We start from the raw sequence: 13,329 nt of genomic DNA on the forward strand, positions 1-13,329 counted from the left end.
ACGGCGGCCCGTCACCTTTCCAGCGAAAGGTGGCGGGCCGCCGTCGTGCTTTAAGCGAACCGCCGCGAACGACCGGCACCGGGGTGTACCCAAAGTTCCACACGTTTGTTAGTATGTCAGGACAAACTTCTGGAAAGGACACCTCCATGCCCCTGGTACGCATTGACGTCAACGAAGGCCGCACCCGCGAAGAGTTGGCAACTATCAGCCGCACCGTCCATGACGCCATCCTGGCCGAATATGGAATCCCCGAGCGCGACTACTTCCACATCCTCACCGAGCACCCGCAGGGTCAGATCGTCGCCCAGGACGCGGGCCTCGGTTTTGAGCGTAGTTCCGGGGTGGTCATGATCCAGATCTTCACCCAGGGCGGCCGCAGCCAAGATGCAAAGAGCGCCCTCTTTGCGGCGATTGCGAAGGGCTTGGGCGAGGTGGGGATAGCTGGTGAAGACGTCTTCGTGGGCTATGTGGAGAACACTGCAGGGGACTGGTCGTTCGGCTTTGGCCGCAGCCAGTATGTCACCGGTGAGTTGGCTGTGCCGGCCAAATAATCGGGTCCTGTGTCACGTTGTAAATATGTCAGTACAAACCTTTGACAGGACATTAAATCTGGTGCAAAGTAGTCATGTGGCCCCGCTCACTGAGGGGTAGCAAGGCATTGGGGCCCAGCGCTCAAAGGTTCAGAGTTCCAAGAGAAAGGTCAACGAGTACCGTGACCCACGAACTGCTCACAATCGGGCGCATCAGCGTTGATATCTACCCGAACGACATTGGAGTCGGGCTGGAGGATGTAACCTCCTTCGGCAAGTACCTGGGAGGTTCGCCCTCCAACGTGGCCGTCGCTGCCGCCCGCCACGGCCGCCGCACCGGCGTGATCACCCGCACCGGCGATGATCCGTTCGGCAGCTTCCTGCACCGCGAACTGCGCAAGTTCGGCGTGGACGATTCCTTTGTCACGCCGGCGGCCGGGCAGACTCCTGCCACCTTCTGTGCCATCAAGCCGGCCACCGACGAATTCCCGCTGTACTTCTACGGCCGGTTCCCCACGGCCCCGGACCTGCAGATCAAGGCCCAAGAGCTGGACCTGGACGCAATCCGGGACGCCGGGATCTTCTGGTCCACCGTCACCGGCCTCTGCCAGGAGCCCTCCCGCAGCGCCCACATCGCGGCGCACGAGGCACGCCCCCGGACCGGCCTGAAAGAGGGCCAGTTCACCATCCTGGACCTCGACTACCGGCCAATGTTCTGGGCATCCGAAGAGGAAGCCCGCGCCGAGGTCGCCAAGATCCTCCCGCACGTGACGGTCGCGATCGGCAATGACAAGGAATGCGCCGTGGCCGTAGGGGAGGGAACTCCTGATGAGCAGGCGGACCGCCTCCTGGCCGCCGGCGTGGAGATCGCCGTGGTGAAGCTTGGCGCGGAAGGCGTCATGGCCAAGACCCGCACCGAGCGCGTGGTTTCCGCACCCGTGCCGGTGGAGACGGTCAACGGCTTGGGCGCCGGTGACTCCTTCGGGGGAGCCTTCTGCCACGGCTTGCTGTCAGGCTGGCCTCTGTCCGAGGTTCTGGACTACGCAAACGCTTCCGGTGCGATCGTCGCATCCCGCCTCTCTTGCGCGGATGCGATGCCGACGCCGGACGAGGTCACCTCGCTGCTGGCCGAACGCGGCCGGTCCATCCCCGGCGCATCCGCCGCACTTGCAGAAGGAGCCGTGCGTTGAGCCTCAACGATGACCCCCGCCGTTACGAACACCTGAGCCGGATCCGGCTGGAGGACCCGCAGGCCGTAGCCCGCGCAGCTGCCACCCGCCGTCGTCATTCCGGCCTGAAGCACGGCGTGCAGAACTTCATTGTTGCCGCCGACCACCCGGCCCGCGGCGCCCTCGCCGTCGGCAGCGATCCGATGGCCATGGCCGACCGCCGCGATCTTCTGGACCGTCTGCAGATCGCTTTGGCGAACCCGGCCGTTGACGGCATCCTGGCCTCGCCGGACATCATGGATGATCTGCTGCTGCTCGGCGCCCTCGAAGGCAAGCTCGTCTTCGGTTCCATGAACCGCGGCGGCCTTGCCGGCTTGGTGAATGAGTTCGATGACCGTTTCACGGGCCACACCGCCGCTGCCCTTGAGGCGCTCGGTGCCGATGGCGGCAAGATGCTGACCCGCATCTGCCTGGGCGATCCGGACACAGTGGCTACCTTGGAAGCTACGGCGAAGGCGATCGATTCCCTGGCCGAGCGGAAGCTGATCGCCATGGTGGAGCCGTTCCTGTCCGTGCGCGACGCCAACGGCAAGGTCCGCAACGATCTCCGCGCCGATGCCGTGATCAAGTCTGTCGGCATCGCCGAGGGCCTCGGTTCCACCAGCGCTTACACCTGGATGAAGCTGCCTGTGGTGGCCGGGATGGAACGCGTCATGGCCTCCACCACCCTGCCCACCGTGCTGCTCGGCGGTGACCCCGACGGCAGCCCTGATGAAGTCTTCGCGTCGTGGCAGGCCGCGCTGGCGTTGCCCGGCGTGCAGGGCCTCACCGTCGGGCGGACGCTTCTGTACCCGCACGACGGCGATGTGGCAGGTGCCGTCGCGACGGCCGCCTCGCTGCTGAACAACACTGCGCCCGCGGCACGTGACGCCGCAGGGCTCACCTCGTCAGACCGTATCCCCGTGAAAGTATCGGAGTAACTCGCCATGCGGACCATAACCGGAACAGCAACCCGTCGGATGACCGTGGCGCAGGCCGTGGTCGAGTTCCTGTCCAAGCAGTACACCGTTGATTCGGTGGGTGGCGTGGACTTCCGTGAGCGCCTGATTCCGGGCACCTTCGGCATTTTCGGGCACGGCAACGTTGCCGGTGTGGGCCAGGCTTTGAAGCAGTATCAGGCCGCTGACCCGTCCATCATGCCGTACTACCAGGGCAGGAACGAGCAGGCCCAGGTCCACCAGGCTGTGGGTTATGCCCGGCATACGCGCCGCCGCCAGACGTTCGCGATCAGTACCTCGATCGGTCCGGGGTCCTCCAACCTGCTCACCGGTGCAGCCCTGGCTACGACCAACCGGCTGCCGGTGTTGCTGCTTCCGTCTGATACGTTCGCGACCCGTGCCGCTGACCCGGTGCTGCAGCAGCTCGAGCTGCCATACGCGTACGACATCACGGTCAATGATGCGTTCCGGCCGTTGTCGAAGTTCTTTGACCGGGTGAACCGTCCGGAGCAGTTGTTCTCCGCGTTCCACCACGGCCTGCGGGTACTGACGGACCCGGCCGAGACCGGTGCGGTGACTATTTCGTTGCCGCAGGATGTCCAGGCCGAGGCGTTTGATGTTCCCGAAGAATTCCTGGCCGAGCGGGAGTGGCGGATCCGCCGTCCCGAAGCCGAGGATGATGACATCCGCCGCGCCGTGGAAGCGATCCGTGCAGCGAAGCGTCCGCTGATCATTGCCGGCGGCGGTGTTCTCTACGCGTACGCCAATGAGGAACTGGCGAAGTTCGCGGAGCTGACCGGTATTCCGGTGGGCAACACGCAGGCCGGTGTCGGCGTGCTCCCGTGGGATCACAAGCATTCCCTTGGCGCGATCGGTTCCACGGGAACGACGGCGGCGAATGCCATCGCTGCCGAAGCGGACCTGATCATCGGTATCGGCACCCGCTACGAGGACTTCACTACCGCGTCCCGCACGGCGTTCCAGAACCCGGACGTGAAGTTCGTGAATATCAACGTCGCCGCGCTCGACGCGTACAAGCACGGCACGCACCTGCCCATCGTGGCCGATGCCCGCAAGGCCCTGGTGAAGCTGAACCAGGCCTTGGGCGGCTACCGCGTGGGCGCTGACCTGGAGCAGCAGGTCGCCGCCGAAAAGAAGCGCTGGGACGCGACCGTGGATGAAGCGTTCGAGACACGCTTCACGCCGTTGCCGGCTCAGAACGAAATCATCGGCGCCACGAACAAGGCCATGGACGCCCAGGACGTGGTGATCTGCGCAGCCGGGTCACTGCCCGGTGACCTGCACAAGATGTGGCGGGTCCGGGACCCGTTCGGGTATCACGTGGAGTACGCGTACTCCTGCATGGGCTACGAGATCCCCGGTGGTTTGGGCGTCAAGCGTGCAGCGCTTGCCGAGGCAGCAGCAGGCGGCCCGGAGCGGGATGTGGTGGTCATGGTGGGGGACGGCTCGTACCTGATGATGCACACCGAACTGGTCACCGCCGTCGCCGAACGCATCAAACTGATCGTGGTGCTGATCCAGAACCACGGCTACGCCTCCATCGGCTCCCTCTCGGAAATGCTGGGTTCGCAGCGTTTCGGTACCCAGTACCGGGTGCTGGACAAGGAACAGCACTCCTTCGACGCCGGCGAGAACCTGCCCATCGACCTCGCCACGAACGCCGAATCCCTCGGCGCGAAGGTCATCCGGATCGAACCGGGCGAGAAGGTCATCGCCGAACTCGAACAAGCCATCCGCGACGCGAAGGCTGCCCCCGAGGAGACCGGCCCGATCGTGATCCACGTCGAATCCGATCCGCTCCTGGACGCCCCGTCCTCCGAGTCCTGGTGGGACGTGCCCGTCTCGCAGGTCTCCGAACTGGAATCCACGCAGCAGGCCTATAAGACCTACACCAACCACAAGAACCGCCAGCGCAAACTGCTCGGCTAGAACCCCAGACATCCGCCCCTAAAGCTAGAAGACGAGGAAGTCCGCATGTCGACGACGACCACCACTTTGACCACTATCAACCATTTCATCAACGGTGCTGAGTCCGCCGGTGAAGGTGACCGCACCCAGCCGGTGTACAACCCGGCCACGGGCCAGGTCACCGCCGAGCTGCGCCTGGCGAACGAGAATGACCTGAACACCACGGTCGCCGCAGCCCGGAAAGCGGCCGATTCCTGGGGTGATATTTCCCTGGCCAAGCGCACGGCGGTGCTGTTCAAGTTCCGTGAGCTCGTCGCAGCCCACGTGGACGAACTGGCAGAGTTGATCACGGCCGAGCACGGCAAGGTCCTCTCCGACGCCAAGGGCGAGATCGGCCGTGGCCTGGAAGTTATCGAGTTCGCCTGTGGCATCCCCTCGCTGCTCAAGGGTGACTACTCGGACCAGGTTTCCACGGGCATTGACGTGTTCTCCTTCCGTGAACCGTTGGGTGTGGTGGCCGGTATTACCCCGTTCAACTTCCCGGTGATGGTGCCGTTGTGGATGGCCCCGATGGCCATCGCGACCGGTAACGCGTTCATCCTCAAGCCCTCCGAACGGGACCCGTCCCCGTCGCTGCTGCTGGCCAAGCTGTGGCAGGAAGCGGGCCTGCCTGATGGTGTGTTCCAGGTCCTGCACGGCGGCAAGGAAACCGTTGATGGCCTGCTGACGCACCCGGACGTGGACGGTATCTCCTTCGTCGGGTCCACCCCGATCGCCCAGTACGTCCACGAAACCGCCACCAGGCACGGCAAGCGGGTCCAGGCACTTGGTGGGGCGAAGAACCACGCCATTGTGCTCCCGGACGCTGACCTGGACAACGCCGCGGACCACCTCGCCGCCGCCGCGTTCGGCTCGGCAGGGGAGCGGTGCATGGCGATCTCGGTGGCCGTCGCCGTCGGGGACGCCGCTGACCTGCTGGTGAAGAAGGTCCAAGAACGCGCCCTGGCCGTGAAGGTCAACAACGGCACCGAACCCGGCGCCGAAATGGGCCCGGTGATCACCCCGGCCTCGAAGGAACGGATCGTGAAGATCGTTACCGAAGCAGAAACCGCCGGTGCTGCGATGGTGGTGGACGGCCGGGACCTGGTCGTCCCGGGCCACGAAGACGGCTTCTGGGTGGGCCCGACCGTGATCGACCACGTCAAAACCGAAATGAGCGCCTACACCGAGGAGATCTTCGGCCCCGTCCTGGTGGTGGTCCGCGTGGACACCCTGGAGGACGGCATCAAGCTGATCAACTCCAACCCGTACGGCAACGGCACCGCGATCTTCACCTCCTCGGGAGCCGCGGCCCGGAAGTTCCAGCGCTCGGTCACCGTGGGCATGATCGGGATCAACGTGCCCCTGCCCGTCCCGGTGGCCTACCACTCCTTCGGCGGCTGGAAAGCCTCCCTGTTCGGCGACAAGCACATCTACGGCCCCGAAGGCGTCTCCTTCTACACCCGCGGCAAGGTCATCACCTCCCGCTGGCCCGAAACCCACCACGCCTCCGGCGCCTCCTACAACTTCCCCTCCAACTAGCCCCCACCTCCGCTGCCCGGCACCAAAGCCGGGGCAGTGGAGGCTATCAAGAAAGACACCGTTGTCATGACTGACGTCGAGAACAAGCTCACCATCGGCACCGCTCCCGATTCCTGGGGTGTTTGGTTCGCGGACGATCCCCAGCAAACACCGTGGGAGCGGTTCCTGGACGAGGTCGCAGAGTCCGGCTACAAATGGATCGAACTGGGTCCCTATGGCTACCTGCCGACCGACCCCGCCCGCCTCGCGGAAGAACTCAAGCAGCGTGACCTGAAGGTCAGCGCCGGTACAGTCTTCACTGCTTTCCACCGCGGCGCCAAGCAGTACGACGAAGCCTGGGAGCCCGCCCGCAAGGTAGCCGAACTCACGGCAGCCATGGGCGGCGAACACATTGTGGTTATCCCGGCCATGTGGCGCGACGACGTCACCGGCGAAGCCGTGGAGAACGGCGAACTGACGGACGAACAGTGGGCAGACCTGTTCGCCGGCCACAACCGCATGGGGAAGGTCCTGCTGGAAGACTTCGGGCTGCACCAGCAGTTCCACTCCCACGCCGACTCCCACGTGGGGGCGCAGAAGGACATCGAGACCCTCCTTGCCGCAACGGATCCCCAGTACTTGAACCTGTGCCTGGACACCGGCCACGCCGAATACTGCGGAGCCTCCAGCCTTGAGCTCATCAAGAACTACCCGGAGCGCATCGGCTACCTGCACCTGAAGCAGATCAACCCCGAGGTCCTGGCCGAAGTCAATGAGAAGAACATGACCTGGGCAGCGGCAAACCTGGCCGGCGTCATGACCGAGCCGCCGAACGGTCTCCCGGACCTGCGTGCCGTCATCGAAGCCGTGGAGGGCCTGAACCGCCCCATCTTCGGCATCGTGGAACAGGACATGTACCCGGTAGCCTTCGATGTGCCGATGCCGATCGCCAAGCGCACCCGCAACTACCTGCTCTCCTGCGGCTCCCGGACCCGTGTCCAGTAGCACCGTCCAGTAGCAGCCAAACCACACTCACCAAAGGACAGAAACTGTGACAAAGACTCTCCGCGTAGCCGTCATCGGCGCAGGCCGCATGGGTGCTGACCACATCAAGCGCCTCAGCACGCGCATCCACGGCGCTGAAGTTGCCGCCGTCGTCGACGTTGACCTGGCCCGTGCGCAAGCCGCCATTGAAGGCATCGACGGTGCAGTGGCCCTGGCCAGTGCCGACGAGGCCCTCAACAACGGCGACGTCAACGCCGTCCTGATCGCCACGCCGGGATTCCTGCACGAGGAAATCCTGTACAAGGCGCTGGAGAAAGACTTCCCGATTCTGTGCGAGAAGCCCCTGACCCCGGACGCCGAGAGCTCCTGGAAGGTTGTCCAGGCGGAGCTCGCCCTGGGCCACAAGCGCATCCAGGTTGGCTTCATGCGCCGTTTCGACGCCGAGTACTCGGCTTTGGGTTCCATCATCCGCAACAGCGAATTGGGGGAGCTGTTGATGCTGCACCACCAGCACCGGAACCCGAGCACGCCGGAGGGCTTCACCAATGAGATGCTGATCAACGACTCCGTGGTCCACGAGTTCGACGCCATCCGCTACTTCACCGGCGAGGAGATCACGTCCGTGCAGGTCCGCCTGGGCAAGCCGACGCGCAACGCTCCCAATGGCCAGCACGATCCCCAGCAGGTCCTGATCGAAACCGAATCCGGTGTGCTTGCCGACGTCGAAATCTACGTTAACGCCAAGTTCGGCTACCAGGTGGCCACGCAGGCTTCCTTCGAGGACGGCATCGTGAGCATCGGCGGTGACAGCGGCCCGTACGTCCAGACCGCGGGCAAGTGGGGCGGCAACGTCACCCCGGGGTTTGAGGAACGCTTCGGAGCCGCGTACGACGTCGAGGTGCAGGCATGGGTGGATGCGGCACTTCGCGGCGAAATCGGCGGACCGACGGCATGGGACGGCTACGCCACCGCTGCCTGCTGCGAGGCCGGCGTCGAGGCGCAGAAGTCCGGCGAGAAGGTCAAGGTCCACTTGAACGCCAAGCCGGATCTGTACAAGTAGGGGACCGAACATGAAGATCGCACTTGATCCCACACCTTTTCACCACAGCCACAGCTTGCTGGAGTTCCCCCGCGTTGCTGCCGACCTCGGGTACAAGTACCTGCAGATGACGCCGCACGCGGACCTCATCCCCTTCTATAACCACCCCAAGGCCGACGATGAACTGGTAGGCAAGCTGAAAGCAGCGTGCAAGGATGCCGGCGTGGAAATCGCTTCCGTCCTGCCCGTGCTCCGCTGGTCCGGGCCGGATGAAGATGCCCGTGAGGCCGCTGTCCGGTACTGGAAGCGGGCCATCCGGATTGCCGTGGACCTGGGTGTCCAGACCATGAACACCGAGTTCAGCGGGCGCCCGGAGAAGGCCGAGGAATCCGAGCGTGCCTTCTACCGTTCCATGGAGGAGCTCCTGCCGATCATCGAGCGCGAAGGCCTTGATGTGCTGATCGACCCGCACCCGGACGACTTCGTGGAGGACGGCCTGGCCGCTCTGCGTGTCATCCGTGGCGTGAACTCCCCGAACATCGGCATGGTGTACGTCGCCTCGCACACGTTCCACATGGGCAATCAGCCGCTGGAGATCATGCGCGCCGCCGGTGACAAGCTGCGTCTGGTGCACATCTCCGACACCATGAACCACCACGCCTCCCATGGCCTGCGGTACATCACCAACCCGCCCGGGAACGCCGTACGCGTCCACCAGCACCTGAAGATCGGTGACGGGGACGTCAACTGGAACGAGTTCTTCGGTGGCCTCAAGGAGATCGGCTTCCTGGACAAGGAGAACACCGTGATGGTTTCTTCCGTGTTTGCCGAGGACGAGAACGCCGAGGAAGTCTCCCGCTACCAGCTCAAGACCATGACGGATTACATCGCCCAGGCCTAGTAGCGCTGAACACCAAGGAAGCCCCTGTGATTCACAGGGGCTTCCTTAGTGCTTGGAATCAGGCGTGGTGTCTGGGGTCAGGCCGTGAAAGGTAGCCGCAGGTCCACGTCCTGGCCGTCCCAGGTTTGGCGGATCCAGCCGTGGTGGGGGTCGTCGCTGATGAGCCAGTCCCGGACGCGGCCGGGGCCGGCCATGACGTTGAGGTAGTAGAGGTCGTAGCCGGGTGCTGCCATGGCGGGGCCGTGCCAGCCGTAGGGGACCAGGACAACATCGCCGGTGCGGACTTCCGCGGAGACGTCGATGGGACGCTCATCCGAGGCGTAGACGCGGGCGTAGCCAATGGCGTCCGTCTCCCCGGGGGCGGGAGAGCCCGGGGCTACACGGGTCTCAAAATAGTAGATCTCCTCGAGGCTGGTTTCGCCGTCCTTTTCCTCGTCGTGCTTATGCGGAGGATAGGAGGACCAGTTGCCAGCCGGGGTGATGACTTCGCAGACGATGAAGCGGTCAGCTTCCAGCGCAGCGGGTGTGCCGAAGTTGTGGACCTGGCGGGAGCAGTTGCCGGCGCCACGCAGTTCCACTGGAGTTTCGGCGGCAGTGATCAAGCGGGTGGGGTACGACGCTTTGGCGGGTGCGGTCGCGACGGCGGCGCGGCCGCCGTCGTTCGAGCTGATGGTGACCGCTTTTTCGATGCCGGTGTAGAGGACGTCGCTTGGCCCGTGGAAGACAGACTGCCGTCCCTGAAGACGGTACTGCTCGCCGTCGACCGTCACCGTGAACGAGCCGCTCAGCGGCACCACGATGCGTTCCTCGCCGTCGGCGGAAAGTTCGACGGCGGAACCGGCGGCGAGCGTCGCCACCTTCAGTCCCGTGTGGGCCCAGCCGTCGACGACGAGGCTGGAATCGGACGTGCCGAGGGAAACGTCCCACTTGCCGTCTGTAGCGGTTCCCAGCGGGTATACCCAGTTGGCCATATGTTAAGTCCTTGCGTTAGCGCTGTACGAGGGTCATTTCAAAGCTGTAGGAATCGCCGCGGTAGACGTGGTGTCCGGTTTCCACCATGCGTCCCGTGTCGTCCACCGCGGTGCGTTCCATGGTGACCAGGGCCGAGCCCACTTCGGTTTCCAGCAGGGGAGCCTGGTAGTCATTGGCGATCATGGCGCCGATCCGCTGCGAGGCCAGGCGGAAGTTGACGCCGCCGCGCCGCAGGATGGCGTAGAGGCCTTCGCTGGCGAGCTGGGCTTCGTCCATGGTGACGATGTCGTCGCGGACCCAGTTCTCCATGAGGGCCAAAGGCTTGCCGCCTACTTTGCGGAGGCGGGTGAAGTGATAGACCTTGGAACCGGCAGGCAGCTGCAGCGCGGCGAGGGTGGCCGCATCCGCTTCGTCGTGGGAGAAGCTCAGCACGTCCGTAGTGGGCTTTTTGCCGTTGTTGCTGAGGTCGTCGTAGAGGCTGGAGAGTTCCAGGGGACGGCGGACCTGGCTGGCAACAACCTGCGTCCCCACGCCGCGCTTGCGGACAAGGAGTCCGGCACGGACCAGTTCGTCCATGGCCTTGCGCATCGTGGGTCGTGACAGGTTGAGCTGCGCCGCGAGGTCGATCTCGTTGTCCAAGCGGCTACCCGGTTCCAGGACGCCGCTGTGGATGGCAGCTTCAATGCCCTGGACAACTTGGTGGTAGAGCGGCACCGGAGACGAACGATCGATGCTGAGGCTGAGTTGGTTCGCCACTGGTTTCCTCCTGGACGGCTGTGCATGACCGGCGGGAGCAGGGTTTCGGCTCCTCTGCCGGAAAAAAGTATTTGTCCGTTCATGTTCTCTTGATAGGACATACTGCCTTTTTCTGATCATAGCAGCCGGGTTCCCGCCGTCAAGGAAGTGGTCTTGGTGGACATTTCCCCTGATGGGCGCGGGGAGTGAAACGTAAAAACATCCTAATGTCAGGACAAAGTGTTGACAAAGTGTGAGGTCAGTCACCATGATCTGAGTAGTGGATGGTTCGGATACGAGTCTCCGGACACCCCAAGCTGACATCAAAGGAGATAACGGTGGCAAAATTCTCGTGGCGCAAAGCGGCCCTCGCCGCAGCAGTGGTTCCCCTCATAGCACTGAGCGCCTGTTCGAGCCAGGGCGGCAGGCCGTCCGATTCCGGCGGTGGTGCTGCCGCCGGCCAGGTGGCCTCCACCGATCGCATCAAGGTTGCCCTCATCACGCACGCCGCAGCCGGTGACACCTTCTGGGACATCGTCCGTAAGGGCGCCGAGGAAGCCTCGGCCAAGGACAACGTCGAACTGCTTTACACGAGCGATCCCGAAGCCGGACGGCAAGCCCAGCTGGTCCAGCAGGCTATTGACCAGAAGGTTGACGGCATCGCAGTAACGGTCGCCACCCCTGACGCCCTGAAGGACGTCCTCAAGAAGGCAACCGACGCCGGCATCCCCGTGGTCAGCCTCAATGCCGGTGAGTCCGTATCCGCCAAGCTCGGAGCATTCACCCACTTCGGCTCCAACGAACAGTTGGCCGGTGAAGCCGTGGGCACCCGCCTCGCCGCGGAAGGGTACAAGCACCCGGTCTGCGTCATCCAGCAGCAGGGCCACGTCGGCCTGGAAGCACGCTGCGCCGGCGTGAAGGCCAAGGTTCCCGCCACGGAGATCCTCTACGTGGACGGCAAGGACATGACGGCAGTCCAGTCCACCGCCACCGCCAAGCTCCAGGCTTCCAAGGACGCAGACGTCATCATCGGCCTCGGTGCTCCGATCACGCTGACCCTCCTGAAGTCCGTCACCGATGCGGGAAGCTCCGCCAAGGTGGCCAGCTTCGACCTCAACGCCGAACTTGCCCAGAAGATCGTGGACGGCAACGTCATCTTCACTGTGGACCAGCAGCCGTGGCTCCAGGGATACATGTCCGTTGACGCCCTGTGGCAGGCCAAGCGCGGCGGCTTCAAGATCGGTGGCGGCCAGCCCGTCCTGACCGGTCCCACCATCGTGGACAAGTCCAACGCCTCAGACGTCCTCAAGTTCGCCCAGCAGGGCGTCCGCTAAATCCAGGCATCAGGCTGCGCGGCCCACACCGCGCAGCCTGACCAACCGCGAAGCCTGACCAACCGCGAAGCCTGAAACAACAAGGAGTCATCCCCATGGCAAGCACAGCAACCCTGCCACCGGCACCAGCCCCGGCGTCCGGTGATGAACGGGTAGGACGCCGCAACCCGTTCCAGAAATTCCTCGCCCGCCCGGAGGTCGGCGCCCTCGTTGGCGCAGTAGTCCTCTTCATCTTCTTCGCCTCCGTATCGCAAACCTTCACCCAGCCCAACGCCCTGGCCACAGTCCTTTACGGGTCCTCAACCATCGGCATCATGGCCGTCGGGGTTTCCCTCCTGATGATCGGCGGCGAGTTCGACCTTTCCACCGGCGTCGCCGTCATTTCCTCGGCCCTGACAGCCTCGCTGTTCAGCTGGTACTTCTCCATGAACGCCTGGGTCGGTGTCCTGCTGGCACTGGTGGTTTCCCTTGCCATCGGATTCATCAACGGCTGGATCCTCATCAAGACCAAACTGCCCAGCTTCATCGTCACCTTGGCGACCTTCCTCATGCTGACCGGCCTGAACCTGGCACTCACCCGGCTTGTGGGCGGTTCCGTTTCCTCGCCGTCGATCTCCAAGCTTGACGGCTTCGAATCTGCCCGCGCAGTCTTCGCCTCGTCCATCAGCATCGGCGGGGTGGAAGTGAAGATCACTGTCTTCTTCTGGATCGTCCTGGTTGCCGTGGCCTCCTGGATCCTGCTCCGCACCCGGATCGGCAACTGGATCTTCGCCGTCGGCGGTGACGCGAACGCTGCCCGCGCAGTTGGCGTGCCGGTGACCAAAACCAAGATCGGCCTCTTCATGGCCGTCGGCTTCTGCGGCTGGATCCTCGGCATGCACAACCTCTTCGCCTTCGACGCCGTCCAATCCGGCGAAGGCGTCGGCAACGAGTTCCTCTACATCATCGCCGCGGTCATCGGCGGCTGCCTCCTCACCGGCGGTTACGGATCGGCGATCGGCGGGGCCATCGGTGCCTTCATCTTCGGCATGGCCAACAAGGGCATCGTGTACGCACAATGGAATCCGGACTGGTTCAAGTTCTTCCTGGGCTTGATGCTGCTGCTGGCTACCATCGTCAACCTCATCGTCAAACGCCGGGCAGAGCTGAAGTAAGGG

12 protein-coding genes are annotated in these 13,329 nt (G+C 64.0%); 10 read left to right on the forward strand and 2 right to left on the reverse strand.

What is annotated here, in order from left to right; translation table 11 throughout:
- Window positions 1-146: 146 nt before the first annotated feature.
- The 8 genes from OCL88_RS09655 to OCL88_RS09690 all read left to right on the forward strand — a co-directional run bounded on the left by OCL88_RS09655 (window position 147) and on the right by OCL88_RS09690 (window position 9,131).
- Window positions 147-551, forward strand: a complete 405-nt coding sequence (locus OCL88_RS09655) for a tautomerase family protein (protein ID WP_021473629.1) — start codon at window positions 147-149, stop codon at window positions 549-551.
- A gap of 161 nt (window positions 552-712) precedes the next feature.
- On the forward strand, window positions 713-1,720 hold the full coding sequence (iolC, locus tag OCL88_RS09660) for a 5-dehydro-2-deoxygluconokinase (RefSeq protein ID WP_062095435.1): 1,008 nt from the start codon (window positions 713-715) through the stop codon (window positions 1,718-1,720).
- Complete coding sequence (locus OCL88_RS09665; RefSeq protein WP_062095436.1) at window positions 1,717-2,679, forward strand: hypothetical protein; 963 nt, start codon at window positions 1,717-1,719, stop codon at window positions 2,677-2,679. The genes iolC and OCL88_RS09665 overlap by 4 nt, the downstream gene beginning before the upstream one ends.
- 39 nt (window positions 2,680-2,718) lie before the next feature.
- Window positions 2,719-4,647, forward strand: a complete 1,929-nt coding sequence (iolD, locus tag OCL88_RS09670) for a 3D-(3,5/4)-trihydroxycyclohexane-1,2-dione acylhydrolase (decyclizing) (RefSeq protein WP_264962423.1) — start codon at window positions 2,719-2,721, stop codon at window positions 4,645-4,647.
- Window positions 4,648-4,692: 45 nt separating this feature from the next.
- A complete protein-coding gene (locus OCL88_RS09675; RefSeq protein WP_264962364.1) occupies window positions 4,693-6,207 on the forward strand; it encodes a CoA-acylating methylmalonate-semialdehyde dehydrogenase in 1,515 nt (504 codons plus the stop codon).
- Window positions 6,208-6,273: 66 nt separating this feature from the next.
- Window positions 6,274-7,191 carry a sugar phosphate isomerase/epimerase family protein gene (locus tag OCL88_RS09680; protein ID WP_264962365.1) on the forward strand — a complete coding sequence of 306 codons (918 nt, stop codon included), beginning with the start codon at window positions 6,274-6,276 and terminating at the stop codon, window positions 7,189-7,191.
- Window positions 7,192-7,237: 46 nt separating this feature from the next.
- Complete coding sequence (locus OCL88_RS09685) at window positions 7,238-8,251, forward strand: Gfo/Idh/MocA family protein (protein WP_264962366.1); 1,014 nt, start codon at window positions 7,238-7,240, stop codon at window positions 8,249-8,251.
- Between the two features lie 10 nt (window positions 8,252-8,261).
- A complete protein-coding gene (locus OCL88_RS09690) occupies window positions 8,262-9,131 on the forward strand; it encodes a sugar phosphate isomerase/epimerase family protein (protein WP_264962367.1) in 870 nt (289 codons plus the stop codon).
- A gap of 77 nt (window positions 9,132-9,208) precedes the next feature.
- Here the strand turns inward: OCL88_RS09690 and iolB are convergent, their stop codons facing one another.
- Both iolB and OCL88_RS09700 read right to left on the reverse strand, forming a co-directional pair.
- The gene (gene iolB / locus OCL88_RS09695; protein WP_264962368.1) at window positions 9,209-10,102 is read right to left on the reverse strand and encodes a 5-deoxy-glucuronate isomerase; all 894 of its coding nucleotides are present in this window, start codon (window positions 10,100-10,102) and stop codon (window positions 9,209-9,211) included.
- A 16-nt stretch (window positions 10,103-10,118) separates the two neighbouring features.
- Window positions 10,119-10,859: a GntR family transcriptional regulator gene (locus OCL88_RS09700; protein ID WP_193591893.1), complete on the reverse strand. Its 741-nt coding sequence runs from the start codon at window positions 10,857-10,859 to the stop codon at window positions 10,119-10,121.
- Between the two features lie 317 nt (window positions 10,860-11,176).
- On the opposite strand from OCL88_RS09700, the gene OCL88_RS09705 reads away from it, so the two are divergent.
- On the forward strand, window positions 11,177-12,172 hold the full coding sequence (locus OCL88_RS09705) for a substrate-binding domain-containing protein (protein ID WP_264962369.1): 996 nt from the start codon (window positions 11,177-11,179) through the stop codon (window positions 12,170-12,172).
- A gap of 95 nt (window positions 12,173-12,267) precedes the next feature.
- A complete protein-coding gene (locus tag OCL88_RS09710) occupies window positions 12,268-13,326 on the forward strand; it encodes an ABC transporter permease (RefSeq protein WP_021473618.1) in 1,059 nt (352 codons plus the stop codon).
- Window positions 13,327-13,329 lie beyond the last annotated feature (3 nt).

The sequence above is a fragment of the Paenarthrobacter sp. PAE-2 genome, from assembly GCF_026013155.1.
In the GTDB taxonomy this organism is placed as follows: domain Bacteria; phylum Actinomycetota; class Actinomycetes; order Actinomycetales; family Micrococcaceae; genus Arthrobacter; species Arthrobacter ureafaciens.

Bases quoted from the DNA above. Each gene is read 5' to 3' on its own strand.
- OCL88_RS09690 (WP_264962367.1), top strand. From the start codon at position 8,262: ATGAAGATCGCACTTGATCCCACACCTTTTCACCACAGCCACAGCTTG.
- OCL88_RS09710 (WP_021473618.1), top strand. From the start codon at position 12,268: ATGGCAAGCACAGCAACCCTGCCACCGGCACCAGCCCCGGCGTCCGGT.
- OCL88_RS09675 (WP_264962364.1), top strand. From the start codon at position 4,693: ATGTCGACGACGACCACCACTTTGACCACTATCAACCATTTCATCAAC.
- iolB (WP_264962368.1), bottom strand. From the start codon at position 10,102: ATGGCCAACTGGGTATACCCGCTGGGAACCGCTACAGACGGCAAGTGG.
- OCL88_RS09680 (WP_264962365.1), top strand. From the start codon at position 6,274: ATGACTGACGTCGAGAACAAGCTCACCATCGGCACCGCTCCCGATTCC.
- OCL88_RS09655 (WP_021473629.1), top strand. From the start codon at position 147: ATGCCCCTGGTACGCATTGACGTCAACGAAGGCCGCACCCGCGAAGAG.
- iolD (WP_264962423.1), top strand. From the start codon at position 2,719: ATGACCGTGGCGCAGGCCGTGGTCGAGTTCCTGTCCAAGCAGTACACC.